General features: G+C 60.5%; 22 protein-coding genes. 8 read left to right on the forward strand and 14 right to left on the reverse strand.

Features of this window, described 5'->3' with window-relative positions:
* Positions 1 to 25: 25 nt before the first annotated feature.
* The 8 genes from ACSQ83_RS29350 to ACSQ83_RS29385 form a co-directional block, all read right to left on the reverse strand.
* Entirely contained in the window at positions 26 to 397 is a 372-nt protein-coding gene (locus tag ACSQ83_RS29350) for a c-type cytochrome (RefSeq protein WP_414951520.1), read from the reverse strand.
* Positions 398 to 400: 3 nt separating this feature from the next.
* A complete protein-coding gene (locus ACSQ83_RS29355; RefSeq protein WP_299708297.1) occupies positions 401 to 724 on the reverse strand; it encodes a ribbon-helix-helix domain-containing protein in 324 nt (107 codons plus the stop codon).
* Positions 725 to 806: 82 nt separating this feature from the next.
* Positions 807 to 2375, reverse strand: coding sequence for a GMC family oxidoreductase (locus ACSQ83_RS29360; RefSeq protein ID WP_414951519.1), 1569 nt, complete (start codon positions 2373 to 2375; stop codon positions 807 to 809).
* A 65-nt stretch (positions 2376 to 2440) separates the two neighbouring features.
* Positions 2441 to 3076, reverse strand: coding sequence for a twin-arginine translocation signal domain-containing protein (locus ACSQ83_RS29365; RefSeq protein ID WP_436230553.1), 636 nt, complete (start codon positions 3074 to 3076; stop codon positions 2441 to 2443).
* 41 nt (positions 3077 to 3117) lie between these two features.
* A complete protein-coding gene (locus ACSQ83_RS29370) occupies positions 3118 to 3513 on the reverse strand; it encodes a VOC family protein (RefSeq protein WP_436230554.1) in 396 nt (131 codons plus the stop codon).
* 236 nt (positions 3514 to 3749) lie between these two features.
* Entirely contained in the window at positions 3750 to 4766 is a 1017-nt protein-coding gene (locus ACSQ83_RS29375; protein ID WP_436230555.1) for an IS5 family transposase, read from the reverse strand.
* A gap of 161 nt (positions 4767 to 4927) precedes the next feature.
* Positions 4928 to 5845 (reverse strand): DMT family transporter, encoded by a 918-nt coding sequence (locus ACSQ83_RS29380; protein WP_436230556.1) that lies wholly within the window; start codon positions 5843 to 5845, stop codon positions 4928 to 4930.
* 233 nt (positions 5846 to 6078) lie between these two features.
* Entirely contained in the window at positions 6079 to 6864 is a 786-nt protein-coding gene (locus ACSQ83_RS29385; protein ID WP_436230557.1) for an SH3 domain-containing protein, read from the reverse strand.
* Between the two features lie 340 nt (positions 6865 to 7204).
* On the opposite strand from ACSQ83_RS29385, the gene ACSQ83_RS29390 reads away from it, so the two are divergent.
* Positions 7205 to 7747 carry a GNAT family N-acetyltransferase gene (locus tag ACSQ83_RS29390; RefSeq protein ID WP_414951514.1) on the forward strand — a complete coding sequence of 181 codons (543 nt, stop codon included), beginning with the start codon at positions 7205 to 7207 and terminating at the stop codon, positions 7745 to 7747.
* A 126-nt stretch (positions 7748 to 7873) separates the two neighbouring features.
* Entirely contained in the window at positions 7874 to 8596 is a 723-nt protein-coding gene (locus ACSQ83_RS29395) for a GntR family transcriptional regulator (RefSeq protein WP_414951513.1), read from the forward strand.
* A gap of 135 nt (positions 8597 to 8731) precedes the next feature.
* Here the strand turns inward: ACSQ83_RS29395 and ACSQ83_RS29400 are convergent, their stop codons facing one another.
* Both ACSQ83_RS29400 and ACSQ83_RS29405 read right to left on the reverse strand, forming a co-directional pair.
* The gene (locus tag ACSQ83_RS29400) at positions 8732 to 9571 is read right to left on the reverse strand and encodes an amidohydrolase family protein (RefSeq protein ID WP_414951512.1); all 840 of its coding nucleotides are present in this window, start codon (positions 9569 to 9571) and stop codon (positions 8732 to 8734) included.
* Positions 9572 to 9577: 6 nt separating this feature from the next.
* On the reverse strand, positions 9578 to 10825 hold the full coding sequence (locus ACSQ83_RS29405) for an MFS transporter (RefSeq protein WP_414951511.1): 1248 nt from the start codon (positions 10823 to 10825) through the stop codon (positions 9578 to 9580).
* Between the two features lie 323 nt (positions 10826 to 11148).
* Here ACSQ83_RS29405 and ACSQ83_RS29410 point away from each other — a divergent pair, with 323 nt between their 5' ends.
* Complete coding sequence (locus ACSQ83_RS29410; RefSeq protein ID WP_414966378.1) at positions 11149 to 11610, forward strand: GNAT family N-acetyltransferase; 462 nt, start codon at positions 11149 to 11151, stop codon at positions 11608 to 11610.
* 12 nt (positions 11611 to 11622) lie between these two features.
* Here ACSQ83_RS29410 and ACSQ83_RS29415 read toward each other — a convergent pair whose 3' ends face one another.
* Entirely contained in the window at positions 11623 to 12144 is a 522-nt protein-coding gene (locus ACSQ83_RS29415; RefSeq protein WP_436230558.1) for a DinB family protein, read from the reverse strand.
* A gap of 105 nt (positions 12145 to 12249) precedes the next feature.
* Here ACSQ83_RS29415 and ACSQ83_RS29420 point away from each other — a divergent pair, with 105 nt between their 5' ends.
* The gene (locus tag ACSQ83_RS29420) at positions 12250 to 13416 is read left to right on the forward strand and encodes a citrate synthase (protein ID WP_436230559.1); all 1167 of its coding nucleotides are present in this window, start codon (positions 12250 to 12252) and stop codon (positions 13414 to 13416) included.
* 136 nt (positions 13417 to 13552) lie between these two features.
* On the opposite strand, the gene ACSQ83_RS29425 is transcribed toward ACSQ83_RS29420, so the two are convergent.
* Positions 13553 to 13894: a hypothetical protein gene (locus ACSQ83_RS29425; RefSeq protein WP_436230560.1), complete on the reverse strand. Its 342-nt coding sequence runs from the start codon at positions 13892 to 13894 to the stop codon at positions 13553 to 13555.
* Between the two features lie 308 nt (positions 13895 to 14202).
* On the opposite strand from ACSQ83_RS29425, the gene ACSQ83_RS29430 reads away from it, so the two are divergent.
* Positions 14203 to 15267, forward strand: a complete 1065-nt coding sequence (locus tag ACSQ83_RS29430) for an AraC family transcriptional regulator (RefSeq protein WP_436230561.1) — start codon at positions 14203 to 14205, stop codon at positions 15265 to 15267.
* Positions 15268 to 15288: 21 nt separating this feature from the next.
* On the opposite strand, the gene ACSQ83_RS29435 is transcribed toward ACSQ83_RS29430, so the two are convergent.
* Entirely contained in the window at positions 15289 to 16563 is a 1275-nt protein-coding gene (locus ACSQ83_RS29435) for an MFS transporter (RefSeq protein ID WP_414966382.1), read from the reverse strand.
* Positions 16564 to 16712: 149 nt separating this feature from the next.
* Here ACSQ83_RS29435 and ACSQ83_RS29440 point away from each other — a divergent pair, with 149 nt between their 5' ends.
* Entirely contained in the window at positions 16713 to 16916 is a 204-nt protein-coding gene (locus ACSQ83_RS29440; RefSeq protein WP_436230562.1) for an aldo/keto reductase, read from the forward strand.
* Between the two features lie 16 nt (positions 16917 to 16932).
* On the opposite strand, the gene ACSQ83_RS29445 is transcribed toward ACSQ83_RS29440, so the two are convergent.
* Complete coding sequence (locus tag ACSQ83_RS29445; RefSeq protein WP_414951503.1) at positions 16933 to 17697, reverse strand: GntR family transcriptional regulator; 765 nt, start codon at positions 17695 to 17697, stop codon at positions 16933 to 16935.
* A 157-nt stretch (positions 17698 to 17854) separates the two neighbouring features.
* Between ACSQ83_RS29445 and ACSQ83_RS29450 the strand changes: the two genes are divergently transcribed.
* Positions 17855 to 19075 carry a pyridoxal-phosphate-dependent aminotransferase family protein gene (locus tag ACSQ83_RS29450; protein WP_436230563.1) on the forward strand — a complete coding sequence of 407 codons (1221 nt, stop codon included), beginning with the start codon at positions 17855 to 17857 and terminating at the stop codon, positions 19073 to 19075.
* A 79-nt stretch (positions 19076 to 19154) separates the two neighbouring features.
* Positions 19155 to 22178, forward strand: coding sequence for an FAD-binding and (Fe-S)-binding domain-containing protein (locus tag ACSQ83_RS29455; RefSeq protein ID WP_436230564.1), 3024 nt, complete (start codon positions 19155 to 19157; stop codon positions 22176 to 22178).
* Positions 22179 to 22368: the final 190 nt, after the last annotated feature.

A 22368-nucleotide genomic window follows, 5' to 3' on the forward strand; every position in this document is an offset into this window, starting at 1 on the left:
GCGCGCTTGGGCTCAAAGAGTCGACTTACTTGTCGGGCGCGCCGGAAAGAATCCAGGCGATCACCGTATGCAAGTCGGCGTCGCTAATATTGGGGTTCGGCGGCATGGGGACTTCACCCCAAACGAAAGCGCCGCCATTGCGGACTTTGGTGAAGAGCTTGTCGGGCGCCGAGGCATCGCCGTGATACTTCTTCGCGATCTCCCGATACGCCGGCCCGACCACTTGCGAATCCACGGCATGACAGGAGAGACAGTTGTTCTTCTGCACGATCGACAAAGCGGCTGCGGCATCGGGCGCCGCTTGCGCCGGCAATACAACTGCCGCGAGTAGCGTGAGCGTGAGTAGCACCCCGCAAGACGATTTCGCCCATGCACGTCCGGTCATCGGTTTTGTCATCGGTCAGCCCGTCACCTTGTCAGTCGTCGCCGCTGCCACGTGGCTGCGAAAATCCATCGATGCATTCGCCCTCAGCCCTTGATATCGAAGACAGGTGACGCGCAGGAACGACGCAAAATTCGTCGTTTCGCCCAGATGCTGCGTGACCTCCTCATGCAACTTGGCAATGAGCTGGTTGGTCGTCATGTCGTTGTCGGCGGCGAGCTCGGACAGGGTTTGCCAGAACAGGTTTTCCAGCCGGATGGTTGTTGTCACGCCGCTGATGCGCACCGAGCGCGCGCGGCATTCATAGAGAATGGGATCGGTTTGAGCGTAGATCCTGCACATGGACAGCTCCTGACATTGAAGAAGGAACCGCCGGGCGGCGGTTCCTGTGGGTCGCTTCGGTCGCTTCGCAAGCCTCTGTTTTCTAGATATTACGGCGTTTCATCTGGTCCGCGATGTAATCCGATTGCCGGATTGCCAGCGTCACGATGGTCAGTGTCGGATTTTCGGCCGCGCTGGTCGTGAACTGACTGCCGTCGGAGATAAACAGGTTCGGGACATCGAAGGTCTGGCCGTGCTTGTTGCAGACGCCGTCACTCGATTTCGCACTCATCCTGCAGGTGCCCAGATTATGCGTGGACGGGTAGGGCGGCGTGCGCAGCGTCTTCACGGCGCCTGCCGCCGCATAGATGGCTTCACCTTGCTTGAACGCGTGATTGCGCATGGCGATGTCATTCGGATGATCGTCGTAATGGACGTTCGCCACCGGCAGCCCGACCTGATCCTTCACGTCATGATTCAGCGTGATGCGGTTGGTCTCGCGCGGCATGTCCTCTCCGACAATCCACATGCCGGCGGTATTTGCGTAGTTGTCCATATAGTAAGCAAAGTCCGATCCCCATGCACCCGGATCGAAGAACGCGGCGGCGAACGGCAAACCGAGCGAGATGGTTTCCATTTCGTAGCCACCCGCAAATCCGCGCTTCGGATTGAACTCGGCTTCGTCCGTGACAATGCCAGCCATCACCGTGCCACGATAAAAATGCACGGGCTCCTTGAACACACCGAACACCGAGCCCGTGGTGTGCCGCATGTAATTGCGGCCCACCTGGCCCGAGCTGTTGGCAAGGCCGTCAGGATGTTTCGATGATTCCGAGAGCAATAACAGGCGCGGCGTTTCTATCGAGTTTCCCGCGACGCAGACCACGCGTGCGCGCTGACGCTGCTGCTTGCCGTCGGCATCCATATAGACCACGCTGCTGGCCTTGCCGGCAGCATTCGTCTCGATGCGCATCACGTGCGATTCCGGCCGTAATTCGAGCCTGCCCGTGGCTTCGCCAGCGGGAATTTCCGTATAGAGCGTGGACCATTTCGCGCCCGACTTGCAGCCCTGGAAACAGAAGCCGAGCTGCATGCAGCGGCCGCGTCCGGCGCGTGGGCGGCTGTTGATCGCCATGTGACCGGTACTGCAATTCTTGTAGCCGACCTTGGTCGCGCCGTCGTACAGGATCTTGAAGTTGTTGTTGCCCGGCAGGCCCGGAATGTTGTTCGTGCGCGTGACGCCCATCTTGTCTTCGGCGCGTGCGTAGTAGGGTTCGAGATCGGAGAGCGCGATCGGCCAGTCGAGCAGGTTCGCCTGATCGATGGAACCATAGGTCGTGCGCGCCTTGAACTCGTGCTCATGAAGACGCAGCGACGCACCCGCCCAGTGCGTGGTCGTGCCGCCCACTGTCTTGCAGATCCATGCGGGTAATTCAGGGAAGTCCTTGGCCACGCGCCAGGTGCCTGACGTGGTGCGTTTATCGGTCCAGGCGAGTTGCCCGAACGACTTCCATTCGTCGTTGATGAAGGTCGCTGAAGACTGGCGCTTGCCTGCCTCCAGCACGACCACTTTCACCCCTTTCTGACATAACTCGTTTGCCAGCGTCCCGCCGCCCGCGCCCGAACCGACGATCACGACAACCGAGTCGTCGTTGTAGTCGAACTTAGCCATGCTTGCCTCCTCGGCAGTATCAGATGTGCGCCTTTGTCTTTGCTTATCGTCGCTGATGTTTGCTGTCATGCGACCGGCGGACTTGCGTCGGCGGGCGGATTGGGCAACCAGGTCAGGTCGTTGAAGCCGCGATACACATAGCCACCTTTGCTGAACGCTTCGCCTTCGTAGCCGAAATGGGCAAATGCCATCTCGTTGTTGTAGAGCGAAGTGACGCATTGGCCGCGCACGAGCAGGACGAACGGATCGGTCTGATTGGCTTCGACAATGGCGGTTCGCTGCGCGTCGGAGAGGCTTGCTGTGTCGTTCCACTTACCGGACGCGGCGTCGTTCAGTTTCGCCACGCCGGTCTTGATGACATCGATGGTCTTCGAGTCCGTGGCTTTTGCATCCACGTCCTTGACCGCGAGCGCGTAGACCGCGTCCGGCAACGTCTTGTGCGGATACAGCGTGCGCGCGAGCACCATGATTGCGTCGGCCTGGTTCTGGTCGATATGGCTGAGTTCCACTGCCCAGGCACGGCTTGGCGCGAGCAGGGCGATCGGCGTGCCGGCCACCAGCAAACCAGTCAGAACCACGGAGCCCTGGAGGAAGTGCCTGCGGCTCACGCGCGCAGACGGTACGGACGATATGGACGATATAGCGGGGATCGCGTCGCCGGTCTCGGCCGCGATTATGGCAATGGGGATCGCCTTGGGCATGATTTGTCTCCTTTTATATTGTGTACGGCGCCAGCGTCAGTTCATACGTAGTGGCCCTCCCTGGATAACACTTCGATCTTGTAGCCGTCGGGATCGGTGATGAAGAAAAAGCGCGCCGCCACCGCGCCGTCGTGGCTCAGCGATTTCAGGTCGCCGGGCTGCATGCCCCGGCTTAGCAGAGAGTCGCGGAATGCTTCGATATCGTTGACGGCGAATGCCACGTGACCGTAGCCCGTGCCGTGCGTGTAGGGCGTGGTCGCGCCTTTGTTCAACGTGAGTTCGATCTCGGTCCCGCTCTCGGGATCGCGGAGATAAACGAGCGTGAAGGTATCGAAGTCAAGGCGATGCGACTCGCGCATGCCGAACGCGTTTTGATAGAACGCAATGGAGCGATCCAGCGATTCAACGCGAATCATGAGATGAAGGAATTTGGTCATGCTGAACTCGTGTCATAGCGTCGCTTCAGTATGCAACGTTGACGGAAAAGAAGGTAATAGCGGGTTATTACCGCGGTCTGGATTCGTCGGGTTAAACACCTAGGGAAACGCTGAACAAAGCAGCATCGTGCAACGCTGTGCGCACGATGCGGATTCCTTCGTGAACCGGCAGCGGATTTGCCTACCAGCCGCTGAGAATTTTCACTTCTGTGGGGCTTTCCCCCCCTTTTTGCGCGCTACGCCGCCTTGCAGACGGAGTTCTCCATTGATTGCAGCAACGCTTTCTTTGCAATCACCAAATTGCCCAGCGCAAACAACGCATCGTACTGCGCACCGTTTTTAGCCAGGCCCCGGTAGCGAGCCTTCTTCTGGTTGAACAGGTTCTTCACCACATGAAACGGATGTTCGACCCGCGCCCGGATTTGCGCTTTGACCTTCTCCAGGGCCTGCGTCAACTGCTTCAACGGCCCTTCGGCCATGCCCTTTAGCTTGGCACGCTTCATCGCCACCGACCATTGCACTTGCGTCTTAATGGCACCGTCGCCTTGCGCCTTCATTATCTCTTCGCGCTTTTGCACCCCCGTGTAACCCGCATCGAGAAACACGTGATCCTCTTGACCATGCAGCACCTCATGGGTGTGTGCCACATCAGACTCGTTGGCCGCCGTGTAGTGCGTGCTATGCACCAGGCCCGACTCAGCGTCAACGCCCACGTGCGCCTTCATCCCGTGGTACCACTGATTACGCTTCTTCGTTTGATGCATCTCAGGGTCGCGCGCCTTGTCGCGATTCTTCGTCGAGGTCGGTGCGTTGATCAAGGTGGCGTCCACCATCGTCCCCTCGCGCATCATCAGCCCGCGCTCGCGCAAGTGCGCGTTGATTTCCTCCAACAGCACAGCAGTCAACTTGTGCGCCTCCAGCAGCCGACGAAATTTCAGCACCGTGGTCGCGTCCGGCGCCTCCTCATGTCCCAGATCAATACCGACAAATTGCCGGATGGCCGCGCTGTCGCTCACCGCATCTTCCAGCCCCTCGTCGGACAATGCGTACCACTGCTGCACAAAGTACAGCCGCAGCATGCGCTCCAGCCCAATTGGCGGACGCCCCCTCGCGCCCTTCGGGTAGTGGGGCTCCAATGCCCCCAGCAAGCGCGACCACGGCACGACTTGCTCCATCTCGCCCAGGAATTTCTCGCGCCGCGTAACCCGTTTCTTGCCTTGGTGTTCTGCACTCGCAAAACTGATTTGTCGCATCCGTATCGCTCCGTCGTCGTTCCAGCTCTAACAACGCTTCACTACGTCACAGCGTTTACAAACGCGTCGATTAAATCAGCGTTTCCCTAGTAGAAGGTGTTTCGCTTCACGGCCTCGTCGCAGCACTGGGCTCTGACGCGCATGGGCGGTCCACTTCAAGGTCACGGTTTCTGCCGCTTGACACTCGATATCGACCAGGTTGCAAGCGCCACGCCGGCAACGGTAAACACCATCGCTCCCCACGCCAGCGGCGGCATGACTTCATTGAGCATCAACCACGAGAGCACTGCCGCGACCGGTGGAATAAAGAAGAACAAGGACGCTATCTTCGACGCCTGCCCCGCGCGAACCAGCGCCAGCAGCAAGGTGATCGCGATCAGTGAGTTGCCAACCACGAGGTATCCCAGCGCAGCCATGAACGTCCCGGTCCACTGAACCTGAACGTCTTCCAGCAGCAGCGCCAACGGTGCGCAGAACGCAAGGCCAATTGAATACTGGATCAGGTTTGACGTCACCGGATGTTGCGCCACGCCAAAGCGCTTTTCATAGAGCAATGCGGCTGTCATTCCAATCAACGCGCCTACGACAAGCAGAAGACCCCAGACCGAATGCACCGACATACTCGATCGGCTGACAACCACACCGGTTGCGCCAATCAGCCCGAGCGTCAGCCCCAGCCATTGCCGGGCGCCCACGCGTTCGCCGACGAGTTTCGGCGCCATTGCGGCCACAAGCACAGGCTGCAGCGACACGATGACTGCCGCCACGCCCGCCGACACCCCCGCTTTGAAGGCGAGGTAACTCAAGCCGAAGTACACGACTTGCACCAGGAAGCCGACCACACACGCATGTCCCCAGGCAGCCCGGGTCTTCGGCAACGCGGGCTTGGTGATGATGAAGAGAGGGATGAGCAGGCAAACGGTGCAGCCATAGCGGAGCGCCAGCAATGTCAGCGGCGGCGCGTAGCCGACTGCAATCTTTGCTATCGGAAAGCCGCCCGACCAGAGCAGGACAAAAGCCATCTTGGCAGCGAAAGTCTTGAGGCTGGCATGTGGCGATGAAGCATTGGCTTGCAGCATTGTTCCTGGCTCGCGTGTTCTGCGATCCCGCATTGCACGGGCAGCGTTTATTTGTCGATGCTACGGATTGCTTCAGGCGCCCGCGGAAGCAGGCGCCTGCGAGGGACGATGTTTTTTTCAAAACAGGTCACGCGGGCGCGAGTGACGCGAAACTCATGATGCTTCTGTTTACGCCAGCACGTTGCTGCCAGCGTAGAAGCGCGCCGTAGCCCGCGGCCGGCGAATGATTGCGGCTAACCGTGCTGCTGGTTGTTGCCGCCGCCATGACCGCCGCCATTTCCACCGCCGCCGCCACCTCCATGACCGCCACCGCCGTTACCTCCGCCGCCACCATGAGCGGGTGGTGGTCCTGAAGGTCGCCCGCCGCCGGGTTGCCCTGGAGGACGACCCCCGCCGCCTTGACCCGGAGGCCGTCCACCCGCACCTTGACCTGGCGGTGGTCCCGGAGGACGACCACCGGCACCTTGACCCGGCGGCGGTCCCGGAGGCCGCCCGCCCGCGCCGTGGCCCGGCGGCGGTCCCGGAGGCCGTCCACCGCCATGACCGGGCGGCGGTCCGGACGGAGGCCTTCCGCCATAACCGGGCGGACGGCCGGGACCGGGCCGGGGAGGCGGCCGATTCGCCCAGCGTGATTGCTGGTTGTACCAAGGACGGCCGCGGTAATAACTGCCCCAGTACGAACCGATGGAAAACGTCACGATAGGCAAACCGATCGTGGTTCCGTACGTCAGGATCGGTACATTGCCGCCCTGATACGGATAGCTGAGACTTCCCGCATAGACCCAGCCGCGCAAGTTGGGCACCACCACGTCGCACCAGGTGTAGCCGCTGATGCAGCCCATGACCGTGACGGGCACGCCGCCCGGCAACTGAGTCACGATCGGGTAGTCGCCCGCCGGCCCGGCTCGCATGTTGACCGCATTATTCGTGTACGCCTGCTGCTGCGCGAACGTCACGGCGGGAATCGCCAGCAAGCCCGCAAATCCAATACAACCCCATTGAAGCAACTGTTTTCGCATATGGCCTCTCATCGTGGGAGTGCGACTTCCGATGCTGGCCTGTCGCTTTCCGGATTAAGCAAGTATGGAGTTCACGCTCCATGGAGTCTATGCGGGTGAAACCTGCCGGCACAGGAAATTTGGATAAACTTGAATCGATGCCCGTGGTTCGTGGGGCTTGGCGCGCCGCTGAACCGCCGTTGACGCAAATTGGCGACGACACCTGACATGTCGATTACACGCATCACGGCGCTGCCTTCCTCAGGTGGAAATGTTTGCAACGACCCACGCTGGCTGATAGAAAAGTGCGCGGCCCTGATCGCTGCTTGCCCATCTAAACCAACCTCAACCGGGACATTGCATGCTTGTTGAAATACGCGAGGCCACGGTCGAAGATGCAAACGCTATCGCCACGGTTCATGTGGATTCATGGCAGGCGGCGTATCGCGGAATCTTGCCCGAGGGGTATCTGGCCAATCTGTCGGTGATGCGGCGGACGGAGGCATGGCATCACTTCATCGTCGCGGGAAAGCCGCGGGTGCTGGTCGCTCATGCCGACGCCGACGCCGATGATCACGCCGACGCAGCCATTATCGGCTGGGTCGCGTTCGGGGACTCACGGGACGGGGACAAGGATCATCGGTGGGCCGAAGTGGAGACGCTGTACATAGCGCCGGCTTTCTGGCGCAAAGGTATCGGCAGACGACTCATCGATGCAGCACGTCACGCGCTGCAATCGGCCGGATATACGGACGTCGCCCTATGGGTCTTGCTGGACAACCGGCGCGCGCGTGCGTTTTATAAACGAAGCGGTTTCGTCTGCGATAACTCGAGCAGGGGCGTTCAACTCGGCGGCAAGTGGTTGACAGAGCTTCGATACTGTCGCTCTCTCAGCAAGACATGAGTGCATGAGCAGTGGTCTCTTCAAAAGAGCAATAGGCCAAAGCCAATCCCACAGCAACGCAATTTGACGCAACAAACGCGAGGGGAAGTCATACAATCCTGTGCATGTATTACACCGAAGACCTGCATGCAAGCCGATAACCGACTCCCCCGATACCAACGCCTGCGCGACGAACTTGCGTCAAGAATAGCCGCGCGCCGCTGGCAACCCGGCGAGGCTATTCCCACCGAACAGGAACTTGCGCAGAGCTTTGACCTCGCGGTTGGAACCGTGCGCAAGGCAATTGACCTGCTTGTCGCGGAAGGCCTGTTGGAGCGTTACCAAGGGCGCGGCACGTTTGTCCGGCGTGCGAGTTTCGATGGCTCGCTGTTCCGGTTCTTCCGTTTTCAAAGCAAGTCCGGCGAGCGCCGGATTCCCAAGAGCCAGATTCTGAAGCGCAGCATAGTGGAGGCGCCGGCCGCCGTTGCCGCCACGTTGCAGATTGCATCCGGCGCCAACGTGATCCAGATGGCGCGACTTCGCTTGATCGAAGACGCACCTGTGCTGACCGAAGACATCTGGCTGCCGCTCGACCGTTTCGCGGCGTTCGCCGACCTGCCGCTCGACTCTATCGGCGACCTGCTTTATCCGGTCTATGAAGCGAAATGCAATCAGGTGGTGGCATCGGCGACGGAAACGCTCACCGTCGAAGCCGCAAGCGTGAAGCACGCGAAACTGCTGGCTATTGAGAAAGGCACGCCGATCGTGGTGATCGAGCGGCTGGCCTATGGATACGATCGCCATCCCCTTGAATGGCGTCGCTCACGCGGCCCGGCAAGCCAGTTCCTGTATCAATCGGAAATCCGCTGAGCCACGTGCGACGAAGGCTCACGACTGAAAGTCGCGAGCGCGCCTTTCAGCGACTTCACCCGATCTTTAAGCGGTTGCGCGGCCGCCGTGGCCTCTTCCACCAGCGCCGCGTTCTCCTGCTTTCCGACGCTTGACTTAGCGAAAGTGGAATAGCTCTGCAGGCGTGTCGATCAACACGGCCCGCCGATGCGACGCATCAGTGACAAGTCGATGAAAATCGCCCAGCGCGCGTCGCGGATCGCAGACATGTTCGAACTGCGTATGCGGCCAATCGGTGCCCCAAAGCAAGCGGTCGGCGCCAAACGCGGGCAGCAATTCGCACCACGCAATCGCGCTTGTGGCGAAGGTCGCGTCGGGGTCCTCCGGTTTCGCACTCACCCTATATCCCGCCGATACCTTGACCCACACGCGCCGCGTTTGCCCCAGCAAGAGCAGGTAAGCAAAGCCGGGATCGCTGCTGCCGAGCGCGGGATCGAAACGCCCGAAATGATCGATCACGATCCGCACGCCGCTTGCCAGCAGCGCGGGCGCCACCTCGAACAGGCGGCCTGCGTCGATCTGCATTTCAAGGTGCCAGTCGAGCGCGACCATGCGCGATAAAAGCGCGATCCAGTGTTGATCGGTGAAATCGGGCAGTGGGGCGCCGATCAGGTTCGCTCGAATTCCCACGACCCCCCGCGCATGCCAGTCGTCGATATAACCCGGCGCATTCACCGGATCAGCCATGACGACCCCGCGCAACTGCTGCGGGTACGCGTCGAGACACGCGAGCAGATAGCTGTTGTCGAAGCCGAGGAAGCTGGGCTGGATCAGCACGCCGTGCGACATCCCGATGCTGGCGAGCATGGCGCGATAACGTTCGAGCGGAGCGTCGTAGGCCGGCGCATAACGCCGGCCTGAAGCAAGCGGCAGGTCCCGCGTGAACACGTGCGCGTGCGAATCTATGCCGGTGACAGGGCTGCCAATATCAGTCATGACGCGCTACGCCGGCACGTCTTCGGCGAGCGTGCGCCCGCGCGTTTCCGGCAGCATCATTACACTGACGGCGACGATTGCATAAGCGAAAACCGCGTCCACGCCAATCGCGAATCCGAGGGAATACTGTGCGGCCAGATGTCCGACCATCACGGGGAAGCCCGCCGACACAACCCGTCCGAAGTTGTAGCAAAAGCCTACGCCAGTCCCGCGTGTGCCGCGTGGATAAAGTTCGTTGAAGAGCGCGCCCATGCTGGCCGGAATGCCGGCGGCGAAAAAGCCGAGTGGGAATCCGAGCGCCAACATCGCGTGATTGGAGAGCGGCACGAAAAGATAAACGATGACCGTGCCCACGCAGCAGACGGAGAACAGCAAAATGGTCTGGCGGCGCCCAATGCGATCGAGCAACTGCGACGCTGCCAGGCAGCCGAAGAAAAATGCCGCGATGATCACCGCCAGATAACCGCCGGTGCTCAGCACTGAAAGATGACGTTCGGTCTTCAGGTAGGTCGGAAGCCACGTGGTGAGGGCCGAGTAGCCGCCATGTGCGCCCACGCCCAGCAGACCGCCGATAAGCGTCATGCGGATAACGTCGGGCGCGAAGATCGACAGGAGCGGCGTGCGTTCTTTCGTGTCCTTCAGTACCGCCTCCTTGCGAGCGGGCGCGACCGGCTCCTGGACATTGCGCCGAATATAGATGATCAGGAGCGCGGGCAAGATGCCGATGCCGAACATCACCCGCCAGCCGATATCGGGCGACATGAACGAAAACACGGTCGCGTAAAGCAGCACGGCCGCGGCCCAGCCGACGGCCCATGCACTTTGTACCGCGCCCATTGCCTTGCCGCGATGTTCGTTGCGAATAGTCTCGGCCATCAGCACCGCGCCCGCTGCCCATTCGCCGCCAAAACCAAAGCCTTGTAGCGCCTTCAGTACGATGAACTGCGGATAATTCTGCGCAAACGCCGACAGTAACGTGAAGACTGAAAAGAAGATGACGGTGACCTGCAAGGTTTTCACGCGGCCGTAACGGTCTGCTGCTGCGCCGCAGATCCATCCGCCCATGGCGGACGCCACCAGCGTGACGCCGCTCACCAGACCCGCCTGCGTTTTGCTGATGCCCCATTCCGCAATGATCGCGGGGATGACGAGACTGAACATCTGGACATCGAGCGCGTCGAGCGCCCAACCGCCGAAGCACGCCCAGAACGTATATCGCTCGCCGTTAGAAATCTGCCGATACCAGGAAAACATCGAGTCTCCGTGCGTCTTTTGTCTGCTTGAATGAATGAGGCGGCCCAGATTGGTGAATGGTCAACCAGTCGTCAAAACATATATATGTTTATATGAATGTCGAATTCGTGGGATAGGTGTTTACCCCGCTGATGGAAGGAGGCATCGGAATTTAGACGTTGTTTTTGACGGTTTGCGTGATGAGTTCGATGCGAAGCGCTTGATTTCGTGGCTCTACGTTTAATGACCGCATTGGATCTATGAACGGTTCCAGCACGCTTTTATTCTTCGTTTTGACTGTTCATCAAGCTTGCGGATCTCCCTGCTACGACCAACCATTCAATATGACTGACGCCATTCACGTACGCCCCGTTGTGTCCTCGGATTTCAATGCATGGAAGCTTCTCTGGGACGGCTACAACGCCTTTTACGATCGCCACGGCGACACAGCGTTACCGCTCGAAGTCACGCGGACGACATGGTCGCGCTTCTTCGATGCGTACGAACCCATGCATGCGCTAGTGGCGGAAAGCGGCGGCGAGTTAGTCGGCTTGGCGCATTTTCTTTTTCATCGGAGCACGATCCAACTGGGTCCGCGTTGTTATCTGCATGACCTGTTTACAGCCGAGGCCGCGAGAGGAAAAGGCGTCGGTCGCAAGCTGATCGAGGAGGTTTATCGGCAGGCGGAGACCGCGGGTGTGAAGCACGTGTATTGGCACACGCGAGACACCAACACCACAGCGATGCAACTCTACGACAAGGTCGGCGAGAAGCAAGGGTCCGTGGTGTATCGCAAACCGCTGTAAGTCACGCGGTCCTCAAGCAAGCCCCTTTTCCGCGAGACGCTGGTAAAACAGCAGGTCAAGTTCCGGTGCCGGTCCCACAAGCCCGGTCAGCAGTGCATGCGCCTGCCCACGATGATGCGTTTGGTGATTGAACCAATGCGCAAGTGCGGGCGTTAAAAGTTGCGTGATCGCTTCGGGCGTGGAGACGCGCCGGTACGTGATCGTACCTTCGAGCGACGCCTCACTGAGTTCCGTTATGTACCGCATGATCCGCGTGTCTTCGGCTTCACGCGCTAGACGAAGCGGCTCCAGTTCCTCGAACAGGATTGCATCGAGCCGATCGGGTGAATTCCCTTCGCCCGTGAAACGAAACATCCACACGCGATCGGTTACGAGCAAGTGATTGAGCGTCCCTTGTATCGATCTGAAAAACGCGCCGCGATCCGCGCGATAGTCAGCGGCGCTCAGGCGCGCGGCGGCATCGAAGAGCCGGGTGTTAGCCCACGCGTTGTAGCGCGCGAATGTATCGAAGTGCTGTTTGAGCAATCCCTGCATGTCGTCCTCCTCATCGCTTTAAAACGTTCGTCCTGCATGGCTAGAGATATTAATATTGATAGCGTTGACGTCAATCTTGATTCAATTCATCAATGTGAGATCCGTATGGCATGGATGACAGCGGCCGAGGCTTTGAGCGTGTTGAACGTCCGCGCGCAGACGCTCTATGCGAACGTGAGCCGTGGAAAAATCCGCGCGAAGCCCGATGAAACGGACCCGCGCCGCAGCCTGTATCACCGGGACGATGTAGTGCGCATGGCGGAGCGTCGTAGCGGACAGCGCAAGGTTGAGAAGGTCGCAGCGCAGACCATCGACTGGGGTGATCCTGTTTTGCTTTCCGCTATTTCCACGGTGTCGGATGGAAAGCTCTGGTATCGCGGGCGGGATGCTATCGAGCTTGCGAACACGGCGTCGTTTGAGGCGGTAACCGGGTTGTTATGGGAGGCCGATGCGATCTCGATTGATCCCCCCATTTCGCGCGAGGATGCCAACACCGAAACCGACGACCCTTTGACCGCAAGTCTCGTTGCATTGGCCCGGCGTAGCGCGCGTGATTTGCCATCGAGCGGACGCACGCCTGCCGTGTTGCGAGGCGAGGCCGCGAGCGTTCTTTCGACGCTCGCACATGCTGTCCTTGGCGCTACAGCTTCCTCGCGCGCGGTGCGAACGTTAAGCGAGCGGCTGGCGGTATCGTGGGGATGCAGTGAGGCTGAAGACGCAATCCGGCGCGCGCTCGTTTTGCTCGCCGATCATGAACTGAATGCATCGACGTTCGCTACGCGCGTCACCATCTCCACGGGTGCGTCCTTATCGGCGGGCGTGTTGGCAGGTCTTGCCACGCTCACCGGACCGTTGCATGGCGGCGCGTCGTCGTCGGTTCGCGGGTTGATCGAGTCGGCAACAAGAACCGACCCGGAGGCGGCCGTGCGTAACTGGCTGGCGCAAGGCCGCGTGATTCCGGCATTCGGTCATCCGCTATACGCCGATGGAGACCCCAGGGCGCGCGCGCTGCTCAGCAGGGTTAGAGTGCCGCCGATATATGCTGAGCTCGCCGAGTGCGTGGAACGGGCGGTTGGCGAGCGTCCGAACGTGGATTTCGCGCTGGCGGTTCTCGCGGCGGCTTTCGATCTGCCGTCGCATGCGCCGCTGTCGATCTTCGCGCTTGCCCGCTGCGCGGGCTGGCTCGCTCATGCATTGGAGCAAGCGCAAACAGGCCACTTGATCCGGCCGCGCGCCCGTTATGTCGGGTTGCCGCCGAATCCTGCGCAGTGAGTGTGACGGAGCGGCAAAACCATTACATCAAGCATTCAGGTCGATGGCGACTTTGCCGACATGCGCGGCGTTTTCAAGGAAGCGGTAAGCATCGACGGTTTGCTCGAAGTCGCAGGTCCGGTCGATCACCAGCGCTTCACGCCGCCGTCTGTTTCAACACATTTGGCCGTACGCGTTTGGCCAGATCCTGCAACAGCCGTTGCGCGCGGTGCCGTTGCACGGCCACCAGATCGCTCTCATTCATCAGGGCGCGAAGCCGGCTTTCCCAATACTCCTTGTCCATGCCGTGGACCGGTCCGGCCGGGAAGGCCCGCGCGACCGACCTGACCATGTGCTCAATGTGGTCGAGCTGGCGATCAGCTAAACTCGCGGGCAGCAAGTTGCCGTGATTAAGCGACGGTGCTTTCTTTAAAGCGTTCATTTTGCTGATATCTCGTCGTGCTTCGCTGAGCTGCCTCAGGAAGGGTGGTGCAATCAATTCGTCCGGACATCGCCGACCAAGACGCTCGTTCTGTCACTACACAATGCCGATGGCGATGAACGAGCGTGTCGGCACCGTTTCCGTTGCCGCCGCCTTTTGATGAAAAGAGCCTGTGATTTCCGTCTGCAATGCCGTAAACCAGGCATTGCGGTCGTGACGCGGAATGGGCCGCGAAGTTATTGATCTGAAGATACCGCACTGTTTTTGGCAGGCTTTACCCTATGTCTCAATTCTCCAAATAAATTGATCACCCCGACTTGCGGCCGAATCGATCGGCTATTTTGGGGCGCTATCAGGTAAAAACAATGGCTTCGCATACCCGTCGAGACGGGCTCGCCCAGGCGGCAGTGCCGGATGCTGACATCGTCCACAGCAGCTTCAACACGTACGCCTCGAAGGCGGATCAGCAGCTCCTCGCCTGGCGTGAGCGGGTGGGACATGTCGTGGATGTCCTGCCTTCGAAGGAGCAGATTACAAGCGGCTTTAGCGGCCGTATCGACCGGTATGCACTGGGCGATCTTGTCTTCACCGACTCCACGACCGACGCCATGTCGCTTGAACGCTCGGTCGCGAGAGTGTCCACTGACGTACGGCGCGACTATGTTTTCCACATCTTTGTGCAGGGCGAGGTCGACACGGGAAAGGGCATGCAGAAAAAACGCAGCGCCCCGGATTCGGTTCAGGGAATAGTCGTTTTCGACATGGACCAGCCGTTTCGCGTCAAGCGGACCGAATGCCACGTATTGACGATGTTCGTGCCAAGAGCGGCCGTCGAGGCCACGTTCCCGGACGCCGATTCGATTCATGGCCGCACTGTCGAGCGCGGTGCGCCGCTGACCCAGCTGGTGACGAATCACGCGTTGGCGCTCAGCCGCGATCTGCCGGGAATGACCGCGGCGCAGGCAGCGCGGGAAATGGATGCCGGCGCGCAACTGCTGCTTGCGGCCTTCCGCAAGCAGGCAAGACTGACCGGCGACGGCCGCGCAGCCGTGCAGGCGGCCGTGATGAGCCAGGTGCGGCGATACGTCGAAGCGAATCTCAACCAGCCGGAGCTTTCGCCTTCCAGCGTGGTGGATGCGCTGCAATTGAAGCGCGCCACGATCTACCGATGGTTCGAGCATGAAGGCGGACTGGGCGCGTATATCCGCAATCGCCGTTTGCGCGAGGCAGCCGACGAGCTGGTCCGCTTCCCGCACCTTCAGGTTATCGATATTGCCTACGGGCTGGGTTTCAATAGCGCGTCGGATTTCACGCGCGCCTTTCGCCGTGCATACGGCATGAGCCCGCTAGATGCGCGCGCTCGCGCGCTTGAGTTGCAGCGGGCGAGCAAGCTGGAATTGCCGTCTTCGTACGGGCCCGGCGGCAGATAGGCGGGTAGCGCGAAAACCGCTTCAGTCGGGCGCCGTTTCGGGGAAGCGCCGCAGCGCAAACAGCGTGATGCAGATGGCGGCGATCAGATACCACGCGGGCATCATCGGATTGCCGGTCACAGCGATCAGCCACGTGACGATAAGCGGCGAAAACCCGCCGAAAATTGCCACGCCGAAGCTGTACATGATGGACAGCGCGGCGGCGCGATGCTGCGGCGCAAAGGCCTCCAGCATCATCACCGTGCTGGCGCCGGCGTTGCTGAGCGCGACCGCCACATATGCCAGGATGATCAATAGCGCGGTGACATCGCCTACGCCCATTTTCAATGCGAGGAAGGCCGGATACGTCAACACAAGACAGACGACGAGCGCCAGGTACTGGATGGGCTTGCGGCGCTTTTGGCGATCGGCGATCCGGGCCACCAGCGGGTTCACGACCATGATCACGAGACCGGACAGGCTCGCGGTCAGCAGGCTGATGACCGGGGGGCGATGCAATGTCCGAATCAGATAACTCGGCATGTAGAACACCGTGATGTAGATGCCGATCGACGGCGCGGCCATTATCAACGTTCCATATATGAGCGTGCGTCCGTGTTCTGAGAACAGGGTCGCGAGCCGTGGGCGCTTGGGCACCTCGATGGAAATCGAAGGCATGCGCCGGCGCAAATACCAGCCGACGGGGCCGATCAATCCGCCGAGCAGGAACGGAATCCGCCATCCCCATTCGTCCATGCCGGCTGGCGAGAGCACGGCGGTCGTGATTGCTCCAACCGTCGCAGCGGCAAATGCGGCAGCGCCCTGACTCGCGCCACGCCAACTGGTCAGATAACAGCGGCGCTCTCGCGGGACTGATTCCATCAGTACGGCTGACGCCGGTCCGATCTCGCCGCCTGCCGCGAGCCCCTGCATGAGTCGCGCGAGAACCATCAGCACCGTTGCCGCTGGTCCGATCGACGCAACCGTCGGCAGGCAGGCGATCAGCCATGTGCCGAGCGTCATGAACGCGAGCGACCAGGTCATGCCGGCTTTGCGCCCCCGGCTGTTGGCGATCTGCCCGATGATGACGGCCCCGAGCGGGCGCATGACGAATCCCGCACCGAAGGTTGCCAGCGACAGCAGCAGCGAAGACAGCGGGTTGTGCGACGGGAAGAAGAGTTTGCCGATGATGACAGCGGAGAAGCTGTAGACCGTGAAGTCGTACGCGACAAACGCGTTACCGACGACGGTAGCCAGGACGATGCGCGCGGGCCTTGCTTTTGGGGCTTGAGTCAGGTGGTCTGCTGCGGGGTGCATGGATGCGGTCTTGGGCGCGGTGCCCATAGGCATGGGTCGCTATTTTTTGGGCTTGATGTTGGCTTGGGCGCAGGCCGGGGAATGATAAGGCAACGCAAATACTTGTGCTTGCGGCCGCGTCGGCCCTGACATAAAACTTAGCCCTACGCGTGACTAGGCCCCAGGCGCGCTCCCCCTTCACGCCGGGTGTGACATCGACAATTCTGGGCGCGCGCCGGATCGACCCGCTTCAGGCGAATCTTGCCGCGCTCGATCTCAAGCTGACTGACGCGCAGATCGCGGCGCTTGACGCGGTATTGAAGCCCGCTCTCAACTTCCCCGCCGATTTCAACCGCTACCTGGTGTCCCGCTAAACCGCTTTAACCGGTTTTAACCCGGCGGCGCGTCAGGCAACGTGCCGCCTTCCGAGCGCGTGCGCACCGTCGTCATCGTTCTCTCAGCCAGCACCGCATCGCGCTTCGACAACAAGTGGCCGCGCAAGACTCCTGCCATGCGCTTGCCATCGCGTGCTTCCAGCGCCTCGATCATGGCTTCGTGATCGCGGATCGCGCTGTCCCACTTCACCGTCTGGAAGTTGGACCGGAACCGCAGCGCCTGCAACCGCCGGTTCACCGATATATACGTCTGTCGCAGCGCCGAATTGCGCGCGGCGTCGTTGATCTTGTCGTGAATGGCCTGATTGCGGCTGTAGTACCCCGACAGGTCGTTCTGCTCGCGGCAAGCCAGCATCGCGTAATGCAGCGCCTTGATTTCGCTCAGCTCGGCAGGCGTTATCCGCTCGCACGCGAGTTCGCCCGAGAACGCTTCCAGCCCGCTCATCAGTTCAAACGTCTCGCGAATCTCCGCCTCGCTCATCTGCGATACCGATGCGCCCCGGTTCGGCAGGATGTCGATTAGTCCCTCGGACGCCAGCACCTTCAGCGCCTCACGCAATGGCGTGCGCGAAATGCCCAGCGTCTCGCATAACGTGCGTTCGTTGAGCTTCACGCCGGGCGCAAGCAAGCCCTCGACGATGAAATTACGCAGGTGCTCAACCACCGTGTCATGCAGCCGTTGCCGTTCGACTTTGGGAAGCGTAGTCGCGACCTGCGCAATCTGTGCGATCTGCGAATCCGCCAAATGATCATTTTGCATTCAATACCTCAACCTTTTCTATTGACGCGATTTTACCGTACCGCGCCGGTAAGTTTGGAGGGGCGGGTTTCCACCTAAGAAAAACACGCATTTACCACTACCGGTCACCGCCTTGGTGCGTTAAAGTATTTTGCATGCAAAATTCAAAGGACGCATCATGTTAAAACTCGATTTCCATCCCGCTGGTCGTCATTTCCTGCAGATTCCAGGCCCCAGCCCGGTTCCGGACCGCATTCTACGGGCAATGAGTTATCCGACGATCGACCATCGCGGGCCGGAATTCGGTGCGTTAGGCCTGAAAGTCCTGGACGGCATCAAGGCCATCTTCAAGACTGAACAGCCGGTCGTGATCTATCCGTCATCGGGCACTGGCGCATGGGAAGCGGCGCTCTGCAACACGCTCAGCCCCGGCGACACCGTGTTGATGTTCGAGACCGGCCACTTCGCGACGCTCTGGAAAAAGATGGCCGAGAACCTCGGGTTGAAGCCGGAATTCCTGGGGCTTCCCGGTATCGAGGGATGGCGGCGCGGCGTGCAGGCCGACATGATCGAAGCGCGTTTGCGCGAAGACACGCAGCACACGATCAAGGCAGTTTGCGTCGTCCATAACGAAACCTCGACGGGCGTCACGTCGGACATTGCAGCAGTGCGTCGCGCGATCGATGCGGCCGGACATCCGGCGCTGTTTCTCGTCGATACGATTTCCGGACTTGCGTCGGCGGATTATCGGCATGACGAATGGGGCGTGGATGTCACCGTGTCCGGTTCGCAAAAGGGCTTGATGCTGCCGCCGGGGATCAGCTTCAATGCGGTCTCGCCGAAGGCAATCAGGGCGAGTAAGGACGCGAAGTTGCCGCGTGCGTTCTGGGCGTGGGACGAGATCATCGAGATGAACAAGAGCGGGTACTGGCCGTACACGCCGAACACCAATTTGTTGTACGGATTGTCCGAAGCGCTTGAGATGATCGGCGACGAAGGGCTCGATCAAGTTTTTGCCCGCCATCAAAGATTGGCTGCTGCTTGCCGCGCTGCGGTCAACGCGTGGGGACTCGAAATTCAGTGCGCCGATCCGGCCGTTTATTCGCCGGTGCTGACGGGCGTGATGACGCCTGAAGGCGTCGACGCAGATGCGATTCGCAAGACGATCTACGAGCACTTCGATATGTCGCTTGGCACGGGCCTCGGCAAGCTGAAGGGCCGCATGTTCCGCATCGGGCATTTGGGCGACTGCAACGACCTCACGCTGATGGCAACGCTCACGGGATGCGAAATGGGCCTCAAGTTGTCGGGCGTGAAGCCCGCGGGGAGCGGCGTCCTGGCAGCGATGGACTACTTGACGAGCCACGCCGCAGCGCCGGAATTGAAGGCGGCGGCTTAAGCGCGAAAGACGAAAACGAGCGCGAAGACGAGGGCGCTCCTTCGCAAACTCCCCACTATTCAACCGCGCGTAGACGCCGATGCTCACTAAATCCTCCGAAGCGCTCGTCCAGCCGATTCACCTGATGCCGGCGTCGGCGCGCGCCACGTTGTCACCGCTGGCCATGCGCTTGCGCAAAGAATTACGCGGCGACGTGTTGTTCGACCGGGCGGCGCGCGGACGCTACGCGACGGATGCATCGATCTATCAGATCATGCCGCTGGGCGCGGTCGTGCCAAAGGATCAGGCGGACTTGCTGCTCGCGTTGGAGATCGCGCGCGACGCACATGTTCCCGTGCTTGCACGCGGCGCGGGAACGAGCCAATGCGGGCAAACGATTGGCGAGGCGCTGGTTATCGATACCAGCAAGTGGCTCAACAATATCGTCCACTTTGATCGTGAAGCGCGCACGGTAACGGTCGAGCCGGGCGTGGTGCTCGACCATCTGAACGCGTGGCTGAAACCACATGGCTTGTGGTTTCCCGTCGATGTATCGACCAGCGCGCAATGCACGATCGGCGGCATGGCCGGCAACAACTCATGCGGCTCGCGGTCGATGGAATACGGGATCATGGTGCACAACGTGGTGTCTATCGACGCCGTGCTGGCCGATGGTCATCAAGCCACGTTCGCGGCATTGCACGCGATGTCATCCGATGCGCGAACGCGGTCGCTGGTTGAAGGCGTGCAGCAAATAGCGCAACGCGAACGCGATGAAATTCGCGAGCAGGTGCCGAAGGTATTGCGGCGCGTGGCGGGCTACAACATCGATCTCTTCGATTGCCAGAGTCCCTTGCCCTTCAGCGCTGATGGCGAGCCGAATCTCGCGCAATTACTGGTGGGCTCCGAAGGCACGCTCGCCTTCAGCCGGCAACTCACGTTGAAGCTCTGGCCCTTGCCCGAGCATAAGACGCTTGGCGTCGTGAACTTCCCCACGTTCTACGATGCAATGGACATGACGCAGCACATCGTCAAGTTGGGACCGGTCGCGGTGGAACTGGTCGACCGCACGATGATCGACCTGTCGATGTCCAATCCCGCGTTCCGTCCGGTGATCGAACGTGCGCTGGTCGGCCAGCCGCAAGCCGTGTTGCTGGTCGAATTCGCCGGCGCGGACAAGGCGGTGCAACTCGCGAAGCTTGCACAGCTTGTGGGATTGATGGGCGATCTGGGCTTGCCCGGTTCGGTGGTCGAGATGCCCGATGCCTCGCAACAAAAGGCCTTGTGGGAAGTACGCAAGGCCGGTCTCAACATCATGATGAGCATGAAGGGCGACGGCAAGCCGGTGTCGTTCATCGAAGATTGCGCGGTGCCGCTCGAACATCTTGCGCAATACACCACGCGACTCACCGAGGTCTTCCACAAGCACCACACTGAAGGCACGTGGTACGCGCATGCGAGCGTCGGGACGCTGCACGTAAGGCCTATTCTCGACATGCGCCGCACCGGCGCAGAAAAAATGCGGGCGATTGCCGAGGAAGCGTCGGCGCTGGTGCGCGAATACAAGGGTGCGTATTCCGGCGAACACGGCGATGGTTTGTGCCGCGGCGAATGGGTCGCGTGGCAATACGGGCCGCGTCTGAACGAAGCGTTCCGCGAGATCAAGACGCTCTTTGATCCCGAGAATCGCATGAGTCCGGACCGCATCGTGAATCCACCGAAAATGGACGATGCAACGAACTTCCGTTTTCCGCCAACGTATCGCGAACGCGAGATAGCCACGCAACTCGACTGGTCGCAATGGAACGTGACGCGCGATCCGCTGACGGGTGTCGAGACCTCGCCGGGAACGGGCGACGATCACACCGGCGGCCTCGCGAAGGCCGTCGAAATGTGCAACAACAACGGCCATTGCCGCAAGTTCGATGCGGGCACCATGTGCCCGAGCTATCGCATCACCAAGGATGAGCAGCATGTCACGCGGGGCCGCGCGAATACGCTGCGGCTCGCGATCAGCGGACAGCTTGGCGAGGGCGGCCTTGCCAGCCAGGACGTGAAAGATGTGCTGGACCTGTGTGTGTCGTGCAAGGGCTGCAAGCGTGATTGCCCCACGGGCGTCGACATGGCGAAGATCAAGATCGAAGCGCGCGCTGCGTGGACGGCGGCGAATGGCTTACGCATGCGGGACCGGCTAGTGGGTTTTCTGCCGCGCTACGCGCCGTATGCGAGCCGCATGCCGTCGTTGTTCGGATCGGTCGAGCGCCTGCCGCGTTTCGCAGGCTGGCTAAAAACCCGTCTTGGCCTTGCGCCGCAACGTGCATTTCCGCAATTCGTGAAGTCGTTTTTATCGACGGCGATACAACCCTTGCCACCCGTGCAAGGCGACAAGGAAGTGCTGCTTTTCGTCGATACCTTCAACAACTACATGGAACCCGACAACGCCCGCGCCGCCAAGCGCGTGCTCGAAGCCGCAGGCTACACGGTTCACCTGAACATCAAGGCGGGTGAACGGCCGCTGTGCTGCGGGCGCACGTTCCTCTCGGCGGGGCGGGTCGATGAAGCGAAGGCGGAAGCGCGCCGCACGCTGGACACATTGCGGCCGTATATAGAACGCGGCGTGCCGGTTGTCGGTCTTGAACCGTCGTGCCTGCTTTCCTTCCGCGATGAATTCCTCGACTACGGTTATGGCGATGAAGCGCGCAAGCTTTCGCAGTCATCGTTCCTGTTCGAAGAGTTCCTGGTCCGCGAGAAAGAGGCGGGACGCCTGCGGCTTTCGCTGAAACCCCTCGCTCAGCCGAAGGCCCTGGTTCATGGCCATTGCCATCAAAAGGCCTTCGATGTATTTCGTCCCGTGCAGGCCGTGCTCGGCTGGATTCCTCAGCTGGAGGTCTCGGTGGTCGAGTCGTCGTGTTGCGGCATGGCCGGGAGTTTCGGTTACGAAGCCGAGCACTACGAAGCATCGAAGGCCATGGCGGAGTTGTCATTGCTGCCCGCCGTGCGGAAAGCACAGGATGCCGTGATCGTCGCCGACGGCACCAGTTGCCGTCACCAGATAGCGGACGGCACGGATGCGAAGGCGTTGCATGTCGCCCAGGTACTGGCCGCGGCGCTAAGGGACTATTGAATAAGTACGGATTCACATAAACAGCGGACGGCAACAAATTCCGCGCACAGGAGACCAGCATGGCACGACCGCGCAAACCCAGGATTCGCAGCATCGATTTAACGCCCATTCAATAAGGTTCAGCAAAAGCTTTAGCAAGTTCCGGATGCAGTTCGCTTCGGGTGCCCGTGGGCGCCTTGATGAAGCACGT

Source organism: Caballeronia sp. LjRoot29 (assembly GCF_964252755.1).
GTDB lineage: Bacteria > Pseudomonadota > Gammaproteobacteria > Burkholderiales > Burkholderiaceae > Caballeronia.

Coding starts and splice junctions, on each gene's coding strand:
- ACSQ83_RS29350 (WP_414951520.1), bottom strand. CDS start 397: ATGACAAAACCGATGACCGGACGTGCATGGGCGAAATCGTCTTGCGGG.
- ACSQ83_RS29355 (WP_299708297.1), bottom strand. CDS start 724: ATGTGCAGGATCTACGCTCAAACCGATCCCATTCTCTATGAATGCCGC.
- ACSQ83_RS29360 (WP_414951519.1), bottom strand. CDS start 2,375: ATGGCTAAGTTCGACTACAACGACGACTCGGTTGTCGTGATCGTCGGT.
- ACSQ83_RS29365 (WP_436230553.1), bottom strand. CDS start 3,076: ATGCCCAAGGCGATCCCCATTGCCATAATCGCGGCCGAGACCGGCGAC.
- ACSQ83_RS29370 (WP_436230554.1), bottom strand. CDS start 3,513: ATGACCAAATTCCTTCATCTCATGATTCGCGTTGAATCGCTGGATCGC.
- ACSQ83_RS29375 (WP_436230555.1), bottom strand. CDS start 4,766: ATGCGACAAATCAGTTTTGCGAGTGCAGAACACCAAGGCAAGAAACGG.
- ACSQ83_RS29380 (WP_436230556.1), bottom strand. CDS start 5,845: ATGCTGCAAGCCAATGCTTCATCGCCACATGCCAGCCTCAAGACTTTC.
- ACSQ83_RS29385 (WP_436230557.1), bottom strand. CDS start 6,864: ATGCGAAAACAGTTGCTTCAATGGGGTTGTATTGGATTTGCGGGCTTG.
- ACSQ83_RS29390 (WP_414951514.1), top strand. CDS start 7,205: ATGCTTGTTGAAATACGCGAGGCCACGGTCGAAGATGCAAACGCTATC.
- ACSQ83_RS29395 (WP_414951513.1), top strand. CDS start 7,874: ATGCAAGCCGATAACCGACTCCCCCGATACCAACGCCTGCGCGACGAA.
- ACSQ83_RS29400 (WP_414951512.1), bottom strand. CDS start 9,571: ATGACTGATATTGGCAGCCCTGTCACCGGCATAGATTCGCACGCGCAC.
- ACSQ83_RS29405 (WP_414951511.1), bottom strand. CDS start 10,825: ATGTTTTCCTGGTATCGGCAGATTTCTAACGGCGAGCGATATACGTTC.
- ACSQ83_RS29410 (WP_414966378.1), top strand. CDS start 11,149: ATGACTGACGCCATTCACGTACGCCCCGTTGTGTCCTCGGATTTCAAT.
- ACSQ83_RS29415 (WP_436230558.1), bottom strand. CDS start 12,144: ATGCAGGGATTGCTCAAACAGCACTTCGATACATTCGCGCGCTACAAC.
- ACSQ83_RS29420 (WP_436230559.1), top strand. CDS start 12,250: ATGGCATGGATGACAGCGGCCGAGGCTTTGAGCGTGTTGAACGTCCGC.
- ACSQ83_RS29430 (WP_436230561.1), top strand. CDS start 14,203: ATGGCTTCGCATACCCGTCGAGACGGGCTCGCCCAGGCGGCAGTGCCG.
- ACSQ83_RS29435 (WP_414966382.1), bottom strand. CDS start 16,563: ATGCACCCCGCAGCAGACCACCTGACTCAAGCCCCAAAAGCAAGGCCC.
- ACSQ83_RS29445 (WP_414951503.1), bottom strand. CDS start 17,697: ATGCAAAATGATCATTTGGCGGATTCGCAGATCGCACAGATTGCGCAG.
- ACSQ83_RS29450 (WP_436230563.1), top strand. CDS start 17,855: ATGTTAAAACTCGATTTCCATCCCGCTGGTCGTCATTTCCTGCAGATT.
- ACSQ83_RS29455 (WP_436230564.1), top strand. CDS start 19,155: ATGCTCACTAAATCCTCCGAAGCGCTCGTCCAGCCGATTCACCTGATG.